12 protein-coding genes are annotated in these 12,871 nt (G+C 70.1%); 6 read left to right on the plus strand and 6 right to left on the minus strand.

Annotated features, from left to right (window positions below; all coding sequences use genetic code 11):
* Positions 1-13: 13 nt before the first annotated feature.
* Positions 14-889, minus strand: a complete 876-nt coding sequence (locus ACFYXF_RS19715; protein ID WP_389350880.1) for an ABC transporter substrate-binding protein — start codon at positions 887-889, stop codon at positions 14-16.
* A 7-nt stretch (positions 890-896) separates the two neighbouring features.
* On the minus strand, positions 897-1,847 hold the full coding sequence (locus tag ACFYXF_RS19720) for a dihydrodipicolinate synthase family protein (RefSeq protein ID WP_389350881.1): 951 nt from the start codon (positions 1,845-1,847) through the stop codon (positions 897-899).
* A 212-nt stretch (positions 1,848-2,059) separates the two neighbouring features.
* On the opposite strand from ACFYXF_RS19720, the gene ACFYXF_RS19725 reads away from it, so the two are divergent.
* The 5 genes from ACFYXF_RS19725 to ACFYXF_RS19745 all read left to right on the plus strand — a co-directional run bounded on the left by ACFYXF_RS19725 (position 2,060) and on the right by ACFYXF_RS19745 (position 7,455).
* Positions 2,060-3,115, plus strand: a complete 1,056-nt coding sequence (locus tag ACFYXF_RS19725; RefSeq protein WP_389350882.1) for a LacI family DNA-binding transcriptional regulator — start codon at positions 2,060-2,062, stop codon at positions 3,113-3,115.
* 320 nt (positions 3,116-3,435) lie between these two features.
* Positions 3,436-4,257 (plus strand): thioesterase family protein, encoded by an 822-nt coding sequence (locus tag ACFYXF_RS19730; RefSeq protein ID WP_389351207.1) that lies wholly within the window; start codon positions 3,436-3,438, stop codon positions 4,255-4,257.
* 100 nt (positions 4,258-4,357) lie between these two features.
* Positions 4,358-5,215 carry a caspase family protein gene (locus ACFYXF_RS19735; RefSeq protein WP_389350883.1) on the plus strand — a complete coding sequence of 286 codons (858 nt, stop codon included), beginning with the start codon at positions 4,358-4,360 and terminating at the stop codon, positions 5,213-5,215.
* A gap of 18 nt (positions 5,216-5,233) precedes the next feature.
* Positions 5,234-6,301: a M12 family metallopeptidase gene (locus tag ACFYXF_RS19740; protein WP_389350884.1), complete on the plus strand. Its 1,068-nt coding sequence runs from the start codon at positions 5,234-5,236 to the stop codon at positions 6,299-6,301.
* A 161-nt stretch (positions 6,302-6,462) separates the two neighbouring features.
* Positions 6,463-7,455 carry an expansin EXLX1 family cellulose-binding protein gene (locus tag ACFYXF_RS19745; protein ID WP_389350885.1) on the plus strand — a complete coding sequence of 331 codons (993 nt, stop codon included), beginning with the start codon at positions 6,463-6,465 and terminating at the stop codon, positions 7,453-7,455.
* A 24-nt stretch (positions 7,456-7,479) separates the two neighbouring features.
* On the opposite strand, the gene ACFYXF_RS19750 is transcribed toward ACFYXF_RS19745, so the two are convergent.
* The 4 genes from ACFYXF_RS19750 to ACFYXF_RS19765 all read right to left on the minus strand — a co-directional run bounded on the left by ACFYXF_RS19750 (position 7,480) and on the right by ACFYXF_RS19765 (position 12,378).
* Complete coding sequence (locus ACFYXF_RS19750) at positions 7,480-8,370, minus strand: LLM class flavin-dependent oxidoreductase (RefSeq protein ID WP_389350886.1); 891 nt, start codon at positions 8,368-8,370, stop codon at positions 7,480-7,482.
* A 29-nt stretch (positions 8,371-8,399) separates the two neighbouring features.
* Positions 8,400-9,485 carry a glycoside hydrolase family 5 protein gene (locus tag ACFYXF_RS19755; RefSeq protein ID WP_389350887.1) on the minus strand — a complete coding sequence of 362 codons (1,086 nt, stop codon included), beginning with the start codon at positions 9,483-9,485 and terminating at the stop codon, positions 8,400-8,402.
* Between the two features lie 158 nt (positions 9,486-9,643).
* Positions 9,644-11,062, minus strand: coding sequence for an HEXXH motif domain-containing protein (locus tag ACFYXF_RS19760; RefSeq protein WP_389350888.1), 1,419 nt, complete (start codon positions 11,060-11,062; stop codon positions 9,644-9,646).
* Positions 11,059-12,378 carry an FxsB family cyclophane-forming radical SAM/SPASM peptide maturase gene (locus ACFYXF_RS19765; RefSeq protein ID WP_389350889.1) on the minus strand — a complete coding sequence of 440 codons (1,320 nt, stop codon included), beginning with the start codon at positions 12,376-12,378 and terminating at the stop codon, positions 11,059-11,061. The genes ACFYXF_RS19760 and ACFYXF_RS19765 overlap by 4 nt, the downstream gene beginning before the upstream one ends.
* A 227-nt stretch (positions 12,379-12,605) precedes the next feature.
* On the opposite strand from ACFYXF_RS19765, the gene fxsA reads away from it, so the two are divergent.
* Positions 12,606-12,830: an FxSxx-COOH cyclophane-containing RiPP peptide gene (fxsA, locus tag ACFYXF_RS19770; RefSeq protein ID WP_389350890.1), complete on the plus strand. Its 225-nt coding sequence runs from the start codon at positions 12,606-12,608 to the stop codon at positions 12,828-12,830.
* Positions 12,831-12,871: the final 41 nt, after the last annotated feature.

Here is a 12,871-nt window from a genome sequence, read left to right on the forward strand (position 1 = left end):
CGCCCTTCGCTCGCTACTTCGCGCTGATCGCGCCGGTGGTCACCTTGAGGTCGCCGGTGTAGGCCGTGACGCCGTACTTCTTGAACAACGTCGCCAAGTAGCCGTTCTCGCGCAGGGTGTTGAGCGCGCCCGCCACCGCGTCGGCGGGCTTCTGCTTGCCGAAGCCGAGGGCGAGCGGCGCGGGGTTCATGCCCTTGACCGCCGTCTCGAAGCGGCCGTCCTTCTGGTAGTAGCTGGTGACCGACTCGACGATGGCCACGCCCTCGACCTGGCCCGCGGACAGTGCCTGGTAGGCGTCGGCGGTGGTCGTGAAGGTGCGGACGGTGATCTGCTTCTTGCCCGCTGCCTTCAGTTCCTTGTTGAGCGCGGTGAGGGTGTCGAACTCGTAGCCCGGGGCCTCCACGGCGATGGTCCTGCCCGACAGACCGTCCTCGGAGGTGATCTTCTTCGGGTTGCCCTTGGCGACGGAGACGGAGACACCCTGGATCTCGTACGGGACGAGCTTGATGGTCTTGGCGCGCTCCGGTGTGTAGAACATGCCGGTGTCGATCATGTCCCAGCGTCCGGACTGCACACCGGGGATCTGCGCGTCGAAGGGGATGTTGACGAACTCCGGGGTGAGGCAGAGGAGTTTGGCTATCTCGTTGCCGAGGTCCACCCGCATGCCGACGATCTTGTTGGAGGCGTCCAGGTACTGCATGGGCGGCAGGGTCGCGTTGGTCGAGATCGTCAGCGTGCCCGCCTTGACCAGGTCCGCCTTGCCCACCTTGGGCGTGCAGCCGGTCGGGGCCGCGGCGGCGGACGACGAGGACGAGTCCTCGCTGCCGCAGGCCGTCACGGTCAGGAGCAGGGCGGCGGCTGAAGAGGCCGCGATGAGAAGTCTGCGCACGGTCGGTTCACCTTTTTCCGGTACTGGTGGAACAGGGGTGCAGCCCGGCCTCGTCGAGCGCCTCGGACAGGCCGAGCAGCGCGGACGGGTCCTCCAGGGGAAGCAGCGGGGGGCGTACGTGCCCTCCGGGCTGCCCGAGCAGCCGCATGGCGGCTTTGAGCTGCGAGGTGGGTGAGGCGAACCGAGAGCTGTAGTCGTCGTTGACGAGCAGGTTCACAAGCCGTTCGTAGCGTGCGGACCAGTCCCGGGCGAGGGCCAGGTCGCCTGCCCAGTAGGCCTCGTAGAAGGGGACGGCGAAGGGGGCGCCGAGGCCGCCGCCGTCGATGTTTCCCGCGCCGCCGAACTCGGCCATGACGGCCATGCCCCGGCGGTGGATGAAGCGGCCGAAGACCTGGACCTTCCCGGCCAGGGCGGCGCAGGTGTCGGCGACCTTCAGCTCGTCGCCGGAACTGTCCTTGACGGCCACCACGGTGTCCAGTTCGGCCAGCCTGGCCAGGGTGTCGACGGTGATGTCGACGGCGGTGCCGCGCGGCCAGTTGTAGACCATGAGCGGCAGGTCGACCGCCCCGGCGAGGGTGGCGTAGAAGGCGTGGATCTCGTCCTGGCTCGGATGGACGTAGGGCGGCGGGGTGGTGAGGATGCCGTCCGCGCCGATCGAGCGGGCGTGTGTGCCGTACCGCGCGGACTCGGCCGCGGTGTACGCGCCGCAGCCGATCACCACCGGCAGCTGCCCGGAGAGTTCGGTGACCGCGATCTCGGCGACCCGGCGGCGCTCCTCGGGGGTCTGGGAGAACCACTCGCCGGTCGTGCCGTTCACCAGGACCCCGTGGACGCCGTTTTCGGCGTACAGCCCGAGCAGTTCGCGCCAGGCGTTCTCGTCGAGCGAGCCGTCGGCGGCGAAGGGGGTGGGAGCGGCGGGCCAGTAGCCGCGCCAGGGGACGGTGCTCGAAGGGGTCATGCTGTGCTCCGTGTGGGATCGATTGCACAGCACGGTTGCAGCGGATCGGGGTGGAGGTCAATGTCGTTCTGGCCGGAAGTTGCTCGTGAAACGCATTGTTTACGCCACTGACTTCACTGGATCTGCCATCATGGCGATCGCGACTCCGCGTGTGAGCAGGGTCGTATGGGATCGATTTCATGATCGGATCAGATCGGATCGGGGGTGGGCGGGTGGCAGTCACCTTGGACGAGGTGGCCGAGGCGGCAGGGGTCTCCAAGAGCACGGCCTCGCGGGTGCTCAGCGGGTCCAGCCGGGTCAGCGACCGGACGAAGCGCGCGGTGCAGTCCGCGGCGGAACGCCTCGGCTACCGCCCGAACCGGATCGCCAGCGGACTGCGCACACGGCGCAGCAACCTCATAGGGCTGGTGATCACCAACCTGGTGAACGCCTCCTTCCACACCATCACCGGGGTGCTCCAGCAGCGGCTGGACGAGTGCGGCTACCAGGTGCTGCTGTGCGTCACCGACTCCGACCCGGTACGCGAACGCCGTTACCTGGACATGCTGTTGGACCACCGCGTCGACGGCCTGATCATCGTGGGCACCGGCGACAACACCGCGACGGTCCGGGAGGTGAGCGCGGCCGGTATCCCGGTCGTCAACCTGATGCGCACCCCCGACGGCGCTCCCGGTGACTCCGTGATGGCCGGCGACCGGGAGGGCGCCGAACTGGCCGTCCAGCACCTGCTCGGCCTCGGACACCGCCGGATCGCCTTCATCGGCGGCCCGGCGAACGTCGACTCGGGACGCGACCGCTACGCGGGGTTCGCCGCCGCCCTGGGCGCCGCCGGACTCGAACCCGATCCCGTCCTGTGCGCGCGTGGCCCGTACACCGTGCCGTTCGGCGCGGAGGCGGTCCTGCGGGTGATGGGTGCGGACGATCCGCCGACCGCGTTGTACAGCGCCAACCACGAAGCGACGTTCGGGGCGCTCGGGTCCCTGGTGCAGCTCGGGGTCCGGGTGCCGGAGCAGCTCTCGCTCGTGTGCCACGAGGAGGCGCCCTGGTTCCCGTACTGGCACCCGCCGATCACCGTCGTCGACAACGGCGCCCGCGACCTCGGCGAACTGGCCGCGGAGCAGATCCTGCGCCGCATCGACAGCCGCTCCGACAATGGCCGTCCTGACAACGGCGACCCTGGTCCGGAGGGCGTCGGCCGGCTCATCCGCGTCGGTTCGCGGCTGGTGGTGCGCAGTTCGACCACGGCTCCGCGTCTGCCGGGAGGATGACGGCCGGCTCTTCGGCCGGCCCTGCGGCACCGTCCGGTGCCGTTCCGTACAACGTCTTCCCCTCGGCGTGAGTCTGACGGTGCGGCATGGGCTGAAGCGGCCACCTTCGGCACGAAGACCCGGATCGCCACCGGCTGGAGCGGCTGCACCGGCCTGTACTGAGCCCGCTCATCTCCGCCACCGGGCCCGGCCGCGACTCTCCCCGCGGCCGGGCTCCCGGTCATTGTCGTGCGTCACCCGGGGGCGATGATGAAGAGGTGACAGACCCCCGCGAGCGCACAGTCGACCAGGCTCGCGAACAGCCCGAGGAGAGACGCACGTTGAACACCGGCACCCCGGCCCCCGGCAGCTACTACGAGCGCATCGACGAGCACCGCTACAAGCCGACGGTCCACGCCGGCGGGGCCTGGGACCCGGACGAGCAGCACTTCAGCCCGCTCGGCGGCCTGGTCGTCCACGCCATCGACCGTCATCTGGCCGCGCGGCCGGGCACCGGTCTCGTCCTGGCCCGGATCAGCTACGACATCCTGGGCCGGCTCGCCCTCGACGAGTGCGAGATCCGGGTGGAGACCGTCCGGCCCGGCCGCACCATCGAGCTGATCGAGGCCACGGTGCTCATAGCGGGCCGCCCGGTGGTCCGGGCCCGCGCCTGGCTCCTCGCCGTCCTCGACACCTCCGCCGTCGCCGGCGGCCCCGACGCCCGGCTCACCCCTCCCGAGGCGCTCACCCCGTGGCCGATGACGGAGCTGTGGCCCGGCGGGTACATCGCCTCGCTGGACTTCCGTACGCTCGCGCCGCCCCGGCCGGGCCGGACGACCGCCTGGGTCTCCACCCGCCTCGCCCTGGTCGACGGCGAGCCCAGCAGCCCGCTCGCGTCCTTCGTCTCCCTCGTCGACACCGCCAACGGGATCGCCGTACGACAGCCGCCCACCGCCTGGATGTTCCCCAACGTCGATCTGACCGTCCACCTCCACCGACAGCCCGAAGGCCCCTGGACCGGCCTGGACACCACCGTCACGTTCGGCCCGACCGGCCAGGGCCTCACCAGCAGCGTCCTGCACGACATCCACGGGCCGGTCGGACAGGCGGAGCAGATCCTCACGGTCCGTCCCATGCCGCCGGAAAATCCAGAAAAGGCGTGATATGGGCCAGTATCGGATACTGGGAGAAGTAATGGGCTGATCGGCTCAGGCTCGGGGATCCGCTCCGGACGCTTTCGTCCGTAGAGAAGGAGGCCACCCCATGGCCAACGGCATATCACTCCACATCGGACTCAATCGGGTCGACCCCACCAAGTACGGTGGATGGGACGGAAAGCTCAACGCGTGCGAGAACGACGCCCGCGACATGGAGGAGATCGCCAGGAGCACCGGCTTCGACGACCGGAGGATGCTGCTGACGGCGGACGCGACGGTCGACAACGTGACCGCCGAACTCCGCAGGGCGGCCAGGGTCCTGACGCCCGGTGACATCCTGCTCCTCACCTACTCCGGTCACGGTGGCCAGGTGCCCGACAGGAACGGGCCCGAGGACGAGCCCGACCGTCTCGACGAGACCCTGGTCCTCTACGACCGCGAGTTCATCGACGACGAGCTGTACAAGGAGTTCGAGGCGTTCGCCGAAGGGGTGCGCATCTCCGCCTGCTTCGACTGCTGCCACAGCGAGACGGCCGTCAGGGCGGTGCGCAGACTCCTGACTCCGGACGCGATGGAGGAGCAGTACCAGACCCGCGACCCGGACCACATCGAGGTCACTTCGCGGATCATGCCGCCGGACGAGCAGCATGCCGCGTACGACCGGGACAGCACCCTCTACGACACGATCCAGCGCAACCTGCGGCCGAAGGACACCCTCGACCTGCCGGCCAGCGTCCTGCTCCTCTCCGCCTGCGCGGACAACCAACTGGCCGCCGACGGCTGGGAGAACGGGCTGTTCACCGGCACGCTCAAGGAAGTGTGGAGCGAGGGGAAGTTCACCGGCGGGCACAAGTCCTTCCACCGCGAGATCCTCCGCAGGATGCCGCCCAACCAGAGCCCGGGCCTGTTCATCACCGGCCGGCCCGACGACGGATTCCTGCGGCAGCGCCCCTTCACCGTCTGATCCGAGGAGTGCATCGCCATGACCGCTCACCAGGAGAACGACGTGCAGAACCAGGACGCTCAGCGGTACTGTGCCCAGCCTCCGCAGGCAATGCGCACGCTGCCCCCGGATCTCAGCCTTCCCCGGACCAGAGCGATACTGCTCAACCAGTCGAAGTGGGTGAACGGCACGCAGCTGCGGTACTGCTTCCTCGACGGCGCCGACGACGGTGTGGCGAAGGCGTGGCTGACCGAGGTCCACGACGGTTTCCAGGAATGGGAGGACGTCGGGATCGGACTGCGGTTCCGCCCCGAGGACGACCCCGCGGAATCGGAGATCCGGATCACCTTCGCCGATGACGGCTCCTGGTCGTACGTAGGCACGGACTGCCTCGGCATCGGTGCCGCTGAAGCCACGATGAACTTCGGCTGGGACCCGACGTCACCCCATGGAAAGGCCACGGTCCGGCACGAGATCGGGCACGCGATGGGTTTCTGCCACGAGCACCAGAACCCGTTCGCGGGCATCGAGTGGGACGAGCCGAAGCTGCTCCAGTTCATGGGCGGCCCGCCCAACTTCTGGCCCCCGGAACGGACCCATCACAACATCATCCGCAAACTCTCCACGAACCAGGTGACGGGTTCGCAGCACGACCCGAAGTCGATCATGCACTACGGGTTCGGACCGGGCCTGATCAGGAAGCCGGAGGCACTGCGGAACGGCATCGCCTCCCCGCTCAAACTGTCCGAGACGGACAAGCAGCATGTACGCCTGTGGTACCCGCCGTTGGCTCCTCAGCTGGACGAGCTGAAGCCGTTCCAGTCGGCGGTCCTGGACCTCGGTTCCGGCGAACAGGCCGACTACGGGATCGTCCCGGAGAAGAGCCAGAAGTACCGGTTCGGCACCTTCGGGGACGCCGACGCGCTGATGGTCCTCTTCGAGCAGGTCGACGGTGACAACCTGCGCTACGTCACCAGTGAGGACGACAGCGGCGAGGACCGCAACGGCCGCGTCGAGGTCAAGCTCTTCAAGGGGCGCCGGTACGTCCTGCGCGTCCGGATGTACTCCACGTACGGGTCGGGGAACGCGTCGGTCATGTACTGGTGACGGCGAGTCGACAGACCCCGTCTGCCCGGACGACTGAGAACTTCGCGGGTCGGTCACCCGCTCGATTTCACGGGATCGGCGAAACCCCGGCAACCTTTCGGGGCGCCGTGGAGACTATGGGCCGGAAGCTGCCTCAACCGGACCAGGTAAGGACCTCTGCCGTGGCGTCCCGTTCTTCGCGTCGTTCTCCGCGTCCGCCCCTCCACCGGCGGCGGGGCGTTCTCGTCTGTGCCTCCGTGGCGGCTGTCGCGCTCGTCATATCCCTGGTCATGGCCCTGCGCCCCGGGCGCGAGGCCGACGACGGGTACGGGGCCGCCACGTCCGCCGCCGGAGCGCGGGTGATCGTCCCGCCCACCGCGTCGCCGGAGCCGACGCCGTCCCCGACGGCCTCCGTCACCCGGTCCGCGTCCCCGAAGGCCACGACGAAGGCCACCCCGACGGCCACTCGGACCGCCGCCGCGGCCCCGAAGCCGTCGGCCGCCGCCACCCGTACCGCCGCCGCTCCCCAACCGGCCTCCGGCGCGGCGCCCCTGGCGGGGCGGATCAAGCCCGGCGTCGACTACAAGGGCGTCGCCACCTTCTACGGTGCCGGGAACGGCGACGGTCACGCCTGCTCGTACGGGCCGAGCGCCGACGTCATGACCGCCGCGATGAACACCACCGACTACGAGACGTCCATGGCGTGCGGGGCGTACATCCTCGTCCGTGCGGCGAGCGGCGCGTCCGTCACGGTCCGGATCACCAACGAGTGCCCGGGGGACTGCGCACCCGGCCAGGTCGACCTCAGCGCCGAGGCGTTCGCCAAGATCGCCGACCCCGTGGCCGGCCGGATCCCGATCACGTGGAGTCTGCTGAGCCCCACGAACGCCGGCACCCTCTCCGTCCGCTACAAGACCGGGTCCAGCCAGTACTGGTGCGGTATCCAGGTCATCGGCCACCGCAATCCGCTGGCGCGCCTCGAAGTCCGTACCAGCGGCGGCAGTTGGGTCCGGCTGGCGCGTACCGAGTACAACTACTTCCTCTCCGAGCAGGGCAGCGGATGCGGCGGCGCGATCAGGATCAGTGACATCTACGGGGAGCAGCTCACGATCGACGGGATCGCGGTACGGCCCGATGCCGTGCAGCCCACCCGCGTCCAGTTCGCCGCCCACTGATCCGTCCAGGAGTCCAGGACCGGTTCAGCGGCCCAACGCCGTTAGTACGGACTCCAGTTGACGCATCGGCTCCGCGCCGACGATCCGCAGTACGACCGTGTCCGCGCCGGCCGTCGACAGTGCGCCGATGTCCTCGGCGGCCTCCGAGGCGCTGCCGGAGACGGTGAACACGTCCTCCTGCGGGCGCCCCAGCCATTCTCCGTGGCCCTCGGTGTGCGGATGCAGGGTGCGTGCCACGTCGTCGGGGTCGTCGCCGACGCAGCAGAACGCCAGTACCGTCAGGGTGTGTTCGGGGCCCGCACCGCCCTTCGTGGTCAGTGCCCGGGTGTTCTCCAGGTCGCTCGGGCCGTGGCCCTCGGCGATCAGGGTGCCGTCCGCGACCCGGCCGGACAGCTCCAGCGAGCGGGGTCGCACCACACCGGCGACCAGGGGCGGTGGTTCGGTGGGCGGGTGTACCAACTGGACGCCGTCCAGGTGTACTTCACGACCCGTCAGTTCCACGCGCTCCCCGTGCAGCAGGGCGCGTACGGAGGTGATCGTCTCCTCCAGCAGGGCCAGCGGTGAACGGGGTGCGACGCCGACCGAGGTCATCCACTCCCGTACGCCGTGTCCGATCCCGGCGACGAGCCGGCCCGGGAACACCCGGGCCAGCGTGGCCAGTTCCATGGCGAGGAGTGCCGGGCTGCGCAGCGGGGCGGGGGCGATCCCGATGCCGACCCGCAGTCCCTCCGTCGCGCCGAGCGCCACGGCCGCCGCCGACACACCGCCGTTCCAGCCGAGGTCCTCGACCACCCACAGGTCGTCCACACCGAGGGCCTCGGCCCGGCGCGCGAAGCCGGGCAGCCCTTCCGGGGCCCAGTCGCGGTCGTACAGCACACTGATCCGGGGGTTCGTCGGGCTCATCAGGTTCGTCATGTTCCCGAACCTACGTGAGCCGCGACGGATCAGTCCTGGACCGGCTTGCCCCTGCCCCAGCCCCAGGCGAGACGGTCGGCGCCGGACTGGTTGGTGGTGGCCAGCCAGGGGCGGTCGGTGGTGCCCGTCAGGGTCTGGATCGAGTACATGTCGTCGGTGCGCAGGCCGGGCCAGTACACGGAGCCCATCCTCAGCTCGCGGAAGGTGTCGGTGACGGCCTGCATGAAGTTGATGAAGTTGTTGTCGGGGGTCTTCTTGTTGTAGTCGAAGCCCGTCGTCATGAAGGCCCCGAACTCGTCCGCGACCGTCCGGTTCGCGCACGTGCCGATGCGCTCCTTCAGGTCGGCCACCCACTGGTCGTAGGTCGCGTACTCCTTCCAGAAGCCGTAGTGGTGCAGCGAGAGGTAGGTACCCTTCAGACGCGGGTCGGCGCAGACGGACGTGACGTGGTCGTTGTAGCCGGCGCCGCTGACGAACACCTGGTTGCGCGGCACGGACTTGTACGTCGCGAGCCACTTCGCCGCGATGTCCGCCCACTCGGTCTCGGTGTAGCCGTGCGGCTCGTTCATCGGCTCGAAGTAGACGTGCCTGTCGTTCTTGTACGCCTTGACGACCCTGTCCCACATGGGCCAGTAGGTGGCCGTGTCGTCGATGAAGCCGTCCTTCTGGGCGCCGGTGCCCTCCCAGTAGGACACGATCACCTTGAAACCCTTGTCCGACGCCGCGTCGATGACCCCTCGGTACGACTTCCAGTAGGCGCCGTTGACCGTGTACGGGTTGATCGGCAGCCGCACCGTGTTGGCACCCAGGTTCGCGCGGAACGCCGAGATGATCCGGCTCGACTTGGCGTACGTCTGGGCGTAGGTGTCGGAGGTCGACAGACCGGACAACTGGAGCAGGTCGTCGGCGAAGTTGTCGCGCGGGTCGGCCCAGTTGACGCCCTTGAACTGGGTCGTGTCTCTGGCCAGGCCGCCGGAGGAGGCTGCGGCTGTGCCTGGGGCTGGGGCCGGGGTCGCGGCGACCGCCGTACCGCTGGTCGCGGCGATGGCGAGCGCTACGAGTGCGGCGCGCAGTCGGGGGGAGGAGGGGCGGATGCCGCCGAGGATGTTGCGCATCAACTAGCCCTTTCGCATGCCGGTCGGGGGACCGAGGGGGGCGATGTTTACGTAAACATCGCGGCGCCGGAATCGTGGCACCCACCACAGAGATCGTCAAGGTTTCCGGCGTGTAACGCGTCCGTTGGGCAGAACGCGTGACGACGGGTCGAACGTGATCACGCCGCAGGGCTGTTGATCACGCCCGATCCCGGTTGTCGGGGCGTGTCCGTGTTTCGGTGGTGCCAGGCCGTGCGGTGGGCGCGGGCCGCGGATTCCGCGTGGCGCAGGGCCGGGGCGGGCACCGGCAGGGCGCACAGGGTGTCCAGGGTGGTCAGCATGTGCCCGGCGAAGCGGTGGCCGAGGGGTGTGAGGCGGCCGGAGGACAGGATGACGGTCGTCGCCTCGTGGGCGGCCAGGCGCCAGCGGGCGAACTGGGCGTGCGCGGTGGCGCGCAGCGCCGGGTCGGGTTCCGTCTCCCGGCGGCGCTCCCAGAAGCGGGCGACGCCCAGATGCGCGTACGCACCGTGGAACAGGCCGGGCAGGGGGCGTGGGTCGGGGCGCCAGGGGGCGTAGAAGCGCTCGGGGCCGCCCGGCTCGAACAGGTCGAAGAGGTGGAGCAGCGCCGCCAGTTTGTTGTGCTGCGTCTCGTGCGTGAGCGTCACCGCGAGGCCTGTCGCCGAGGTCGGCGGGGACAGGGCCATGCAGCCGAAGGTCTCGGCACTGCTGCCGCTTCTGTTGCCGTGGCCGGGTCGGGTCAGCGGCACCAACAGGTGTGGCCCGGCGGCCAGTTCGGCGTACGCCTCGGGGTGGTCCGCGCGCAGGAGCCGGCACGCGTCCTGGGCGTGTGCGGCCCAGCGGCGCGTCTCGGCGAGGCCCTCTGGGTGAGGGGCCGAGTGGGGGAAGCAGGGTGGGTCGAGGGTGTCGAGGAGGAGCGGGGTGCCGCCTTCGAGGGTGGTGAGGAGGTGGGGGCCGTGCCAACGGGCGGTGGTGCCGGGGGAGTTGTGCGATGGGGCTTCGGTGTACGGGAGTTCGGGTGCCGCGCATTTGCCGTACGGGAGTCCCGGCACCGTCACGGTGTCGTCCCGCACCGTGATGTGGCAGTGGCCCGCCTCGTCGATGTGCACCTCCGCGTGGTCGCCGGGGTGTGCGTCGGGGAAGTGGGCGCGGCCCAGGGACGGCAGGGGCAGCCAGGGGCCGGTGAGCGGTAGTTCGGTCCGGGTCGGCAGGCCCGCGCGGGCCGCCGCCGACACCGCGAGGGCGGTGAACCAGTGGACGGGGGGCGGGAGTTGGTCGTCCGGGTTGCGGAGGTGGGCCAGCAGGCCGAACAGGGCGGGGCCTGCCGAAGGGTGGGTCAGGACTGTCGTCGTCGCGTCGGGGGTGGTGCGGGTGGCGTCGGTGAGCAGGGTCCAGGCGTGTTCGGTCGCCTCGGCGGGCTTGCCGCCGGTTTTCCGGGCCGCCACGGTTACGGCGTAGGCGCAGGCGAGGCGTCTGCTGTGTTCGGCGCGGGCGAGTAGGTGCAGGGCGGGTGCGCCGCCGGCGCCTGTGGCGAGGGCGTCGAACAGTGCGGTGGGTATCCGGTGCGGGGGTGGGGTCATCGGGGCGCCGTTGAGCTCGGGGGGTGCTGTGCGTTGGCGGGTGCGGGTTTGGTGTGGCTGGTCGCGCAGTTCCCCGCGCCCCTTTGGGGCGCGCCCCTTTCCGCCCCTGCCTTCAAGTCCGCGCCAAGGCGTCTGCGTACCCGTTCGATCAGTTCCGTCAGGTCCGCGCAGTACACGCTCGGGTTGGCGAAGCCTGTGTCGTGGGCGTAGCGGGTGGCGTAGTGGCCGCCGCCGCATACCCGGTGGAGGGGGCAGGCTCGGCAGCGGTCGGACAGGGCGGCCGCGCCCCATTGGCGGGCCGCTATGCCGGGGTGGAGGAGCAGGGTGTCGAAGGAGTGGTGGTGGATGTCCAGGCCGGTGCGGGCGGCGCCGTCGTACGCGGTGCGGAGGGTGTCGTCCTGGGTCAGGGAGCCGTCCGTGTCCACCACCGCGTAGCGGACCGGGGACAGGCCCAGCGCCTCCGTCTGCGGGGTCGCGCCGAGCAGTAGGGCGAGCAGGTTGTCCAGGAGTCTGACCGATGTCTCCTTGGTCCGTGCGCCGTACCAGCGCTCGAAGACCGCCCACAGCCAGTCCGCGTACGGAGTGCGTCGGCCGGTCGGGTCCAGGCCGGGTGGTGGGGTTCGCCAATTGCCCAGCGGGAGAAGGAAGTCGACCGCCGGGGGGTCGTGAGCCAGCAAGGCCTCGTACGTGCGTACCGGGTCGTTGCGCAGGTCGATCGTGCACAACAGGGCGCCGAACAGGGGGCGGTGGCGCTCGCTCGACAGGCGGCGCAGGGCCGCCTCCACCCGGGCGTGGCTGCCTCGGCCGTCGGCGCTCCGGCGGTGGCGGTCGTGGGCCGCGCGGGTGCCGTCCGTGCTCACCCCGATCCGTACGCCCAACTCGCCCAGCAGGTCCAGGCGTTGCTCGGTCAGACGGAGGCCGTTGGTCTGCACGGTCACATGCAGGCGTACTCCGTCGCCGACCGTCGTGCGCAGGGTGCGTACCGTCCGGGTCAGTGCCTCGTCGCCCATCAGGAGCGGTTCGCCGCCGTGCAGGACCACGCCCGCCTCGGTCGTCCCGTGCGCGGACAGGTGCTCTGCGATGCGTTCGGCCGTGCGGGTCAGGGTCGCGGGGGCCATCGTGCGCGGCTGGGTGCGCCAACTCCGGTCGTGGGAGCGGTACATGTAGCAGTAGTCGCAGGCCAGGTCGCAGCGGCTGTGGACCTTGAGGACGAAGGAGTGCAGCGGAGACGGCACCCAGCCCGCCGCCAGGCGCGCCGCCACGTCGGCAGCCCTCGGCCAGGGCGGTTCGGCGCGGTGCGGTGGCGGTCGGCTCATCCGCTTCCCCCGGCGCACTCTGTTCGGCGTTCGACCAGTATGTCGGTATCCCGGTCAGTATTCGGGCGGGGAAACTTCAGCGTCAACATCATGAATGAGCCAACGAAGGTCGACCGGAGGGAAGTTGAGTGACGCTCACGGTCTCCGGCTCCTGCCGTAGGGGCAGTTGACGGCGCTAGGCTGGAAGACCGTCCCGAGATCCTCCGACACCCCATGGAGTGACCTGCATGGCAGTCGCCGACGGCACCGCCCCCACCGGGGCGGGTACCGGAGCGGGAGCGGGCGAAAGCCCGGAGCCCGAGGTCGAGTCGGTCGTTCTCGACCTCGCCGCCCTGCCGCCCGAGGACATCGAGGCCCTGCCCGACTCGGTGCTCGGCGCCCTGCTGCGCCGGGTGCACGACAGCTGCGCCGAGGGCAACCCCTTCGTCACCGGGCACAGCGAGAGCGCATGAGACGCGGGGCGCGCGTCGTGGCACGCGGGAGGGGTTCGGAC

Origin of the sequence: Streptomyces sp. NPDC002680, from assembly GCF_042889145.1 — a bacterium.
GTDB lineage: Bacteria > Actinomycetota > Actinomycetes > Streptomycetales > Streptomycetaceae > Streptomyces > Streptomyces adonidis.

Excerpts from the sequence above, each read along its gene's own strand:
- ACFYXF_RS19720 (WP_389350881.1), bottom strand. The coding sequence starts at position 1,847 with ATGACCCCTTCGAGCACCGTCCCCTGGCGCGGCTACTGGCCCGCCGCT.
- ACFYXF_RS19735 (WP_389350883.1), top strand. The coding sequence starts at position 4,358 with ATGGCCAACGGCATATCACTCCACATCGGACTCAATCGGGTCGACCCC.
- ACFYXF_RS19740 (WP_389350884.1), top strand. The coding sequence starts at position 5,234 with ATGACCGCTCACCAGGAGAACGACGTGCAGAACCAGGACGCTCAGCGG.
- ACFYXF_RS19750 (WP_389350886.1), bottom strand. The coding sequence starts at position 8,370 with ATGACGAACCTGATGAGCCCGACGAACCCCCGGATCAGTGTGCTGTAC.
- ACFYXF_RS19755 (WP_389350887.1), bottom strand. The coding sequence starts at position 9,485 with ATGCGCAACATCCTCGGCGGCATCCGCCCCTCCTCCCCCCGACTGCGC.
- ACFYXF_RS19760 (WP_389350888.1), bottom strand. The coding sequence starts at position 11,062 with ATGACCCCACCCCCGCACCGGATACCCACCGCACTGTTCGACGCCCTC.
- ACFYXF_RS19765 (WP_389350889.1), bottom strand. The coding sequence starts at position 12,378 with ATGAGCCGACCGCCACCGCACCGCGCCGAACCGCCCTGGCCGAGGGCT.
- fxsA (WP_389350890.1), top strand. The coding sequence starts at position 12,606 with ATGGCAGTCGCCGACGGCACCGCCCCCACCGGGGCGGGTACCGGAGCG.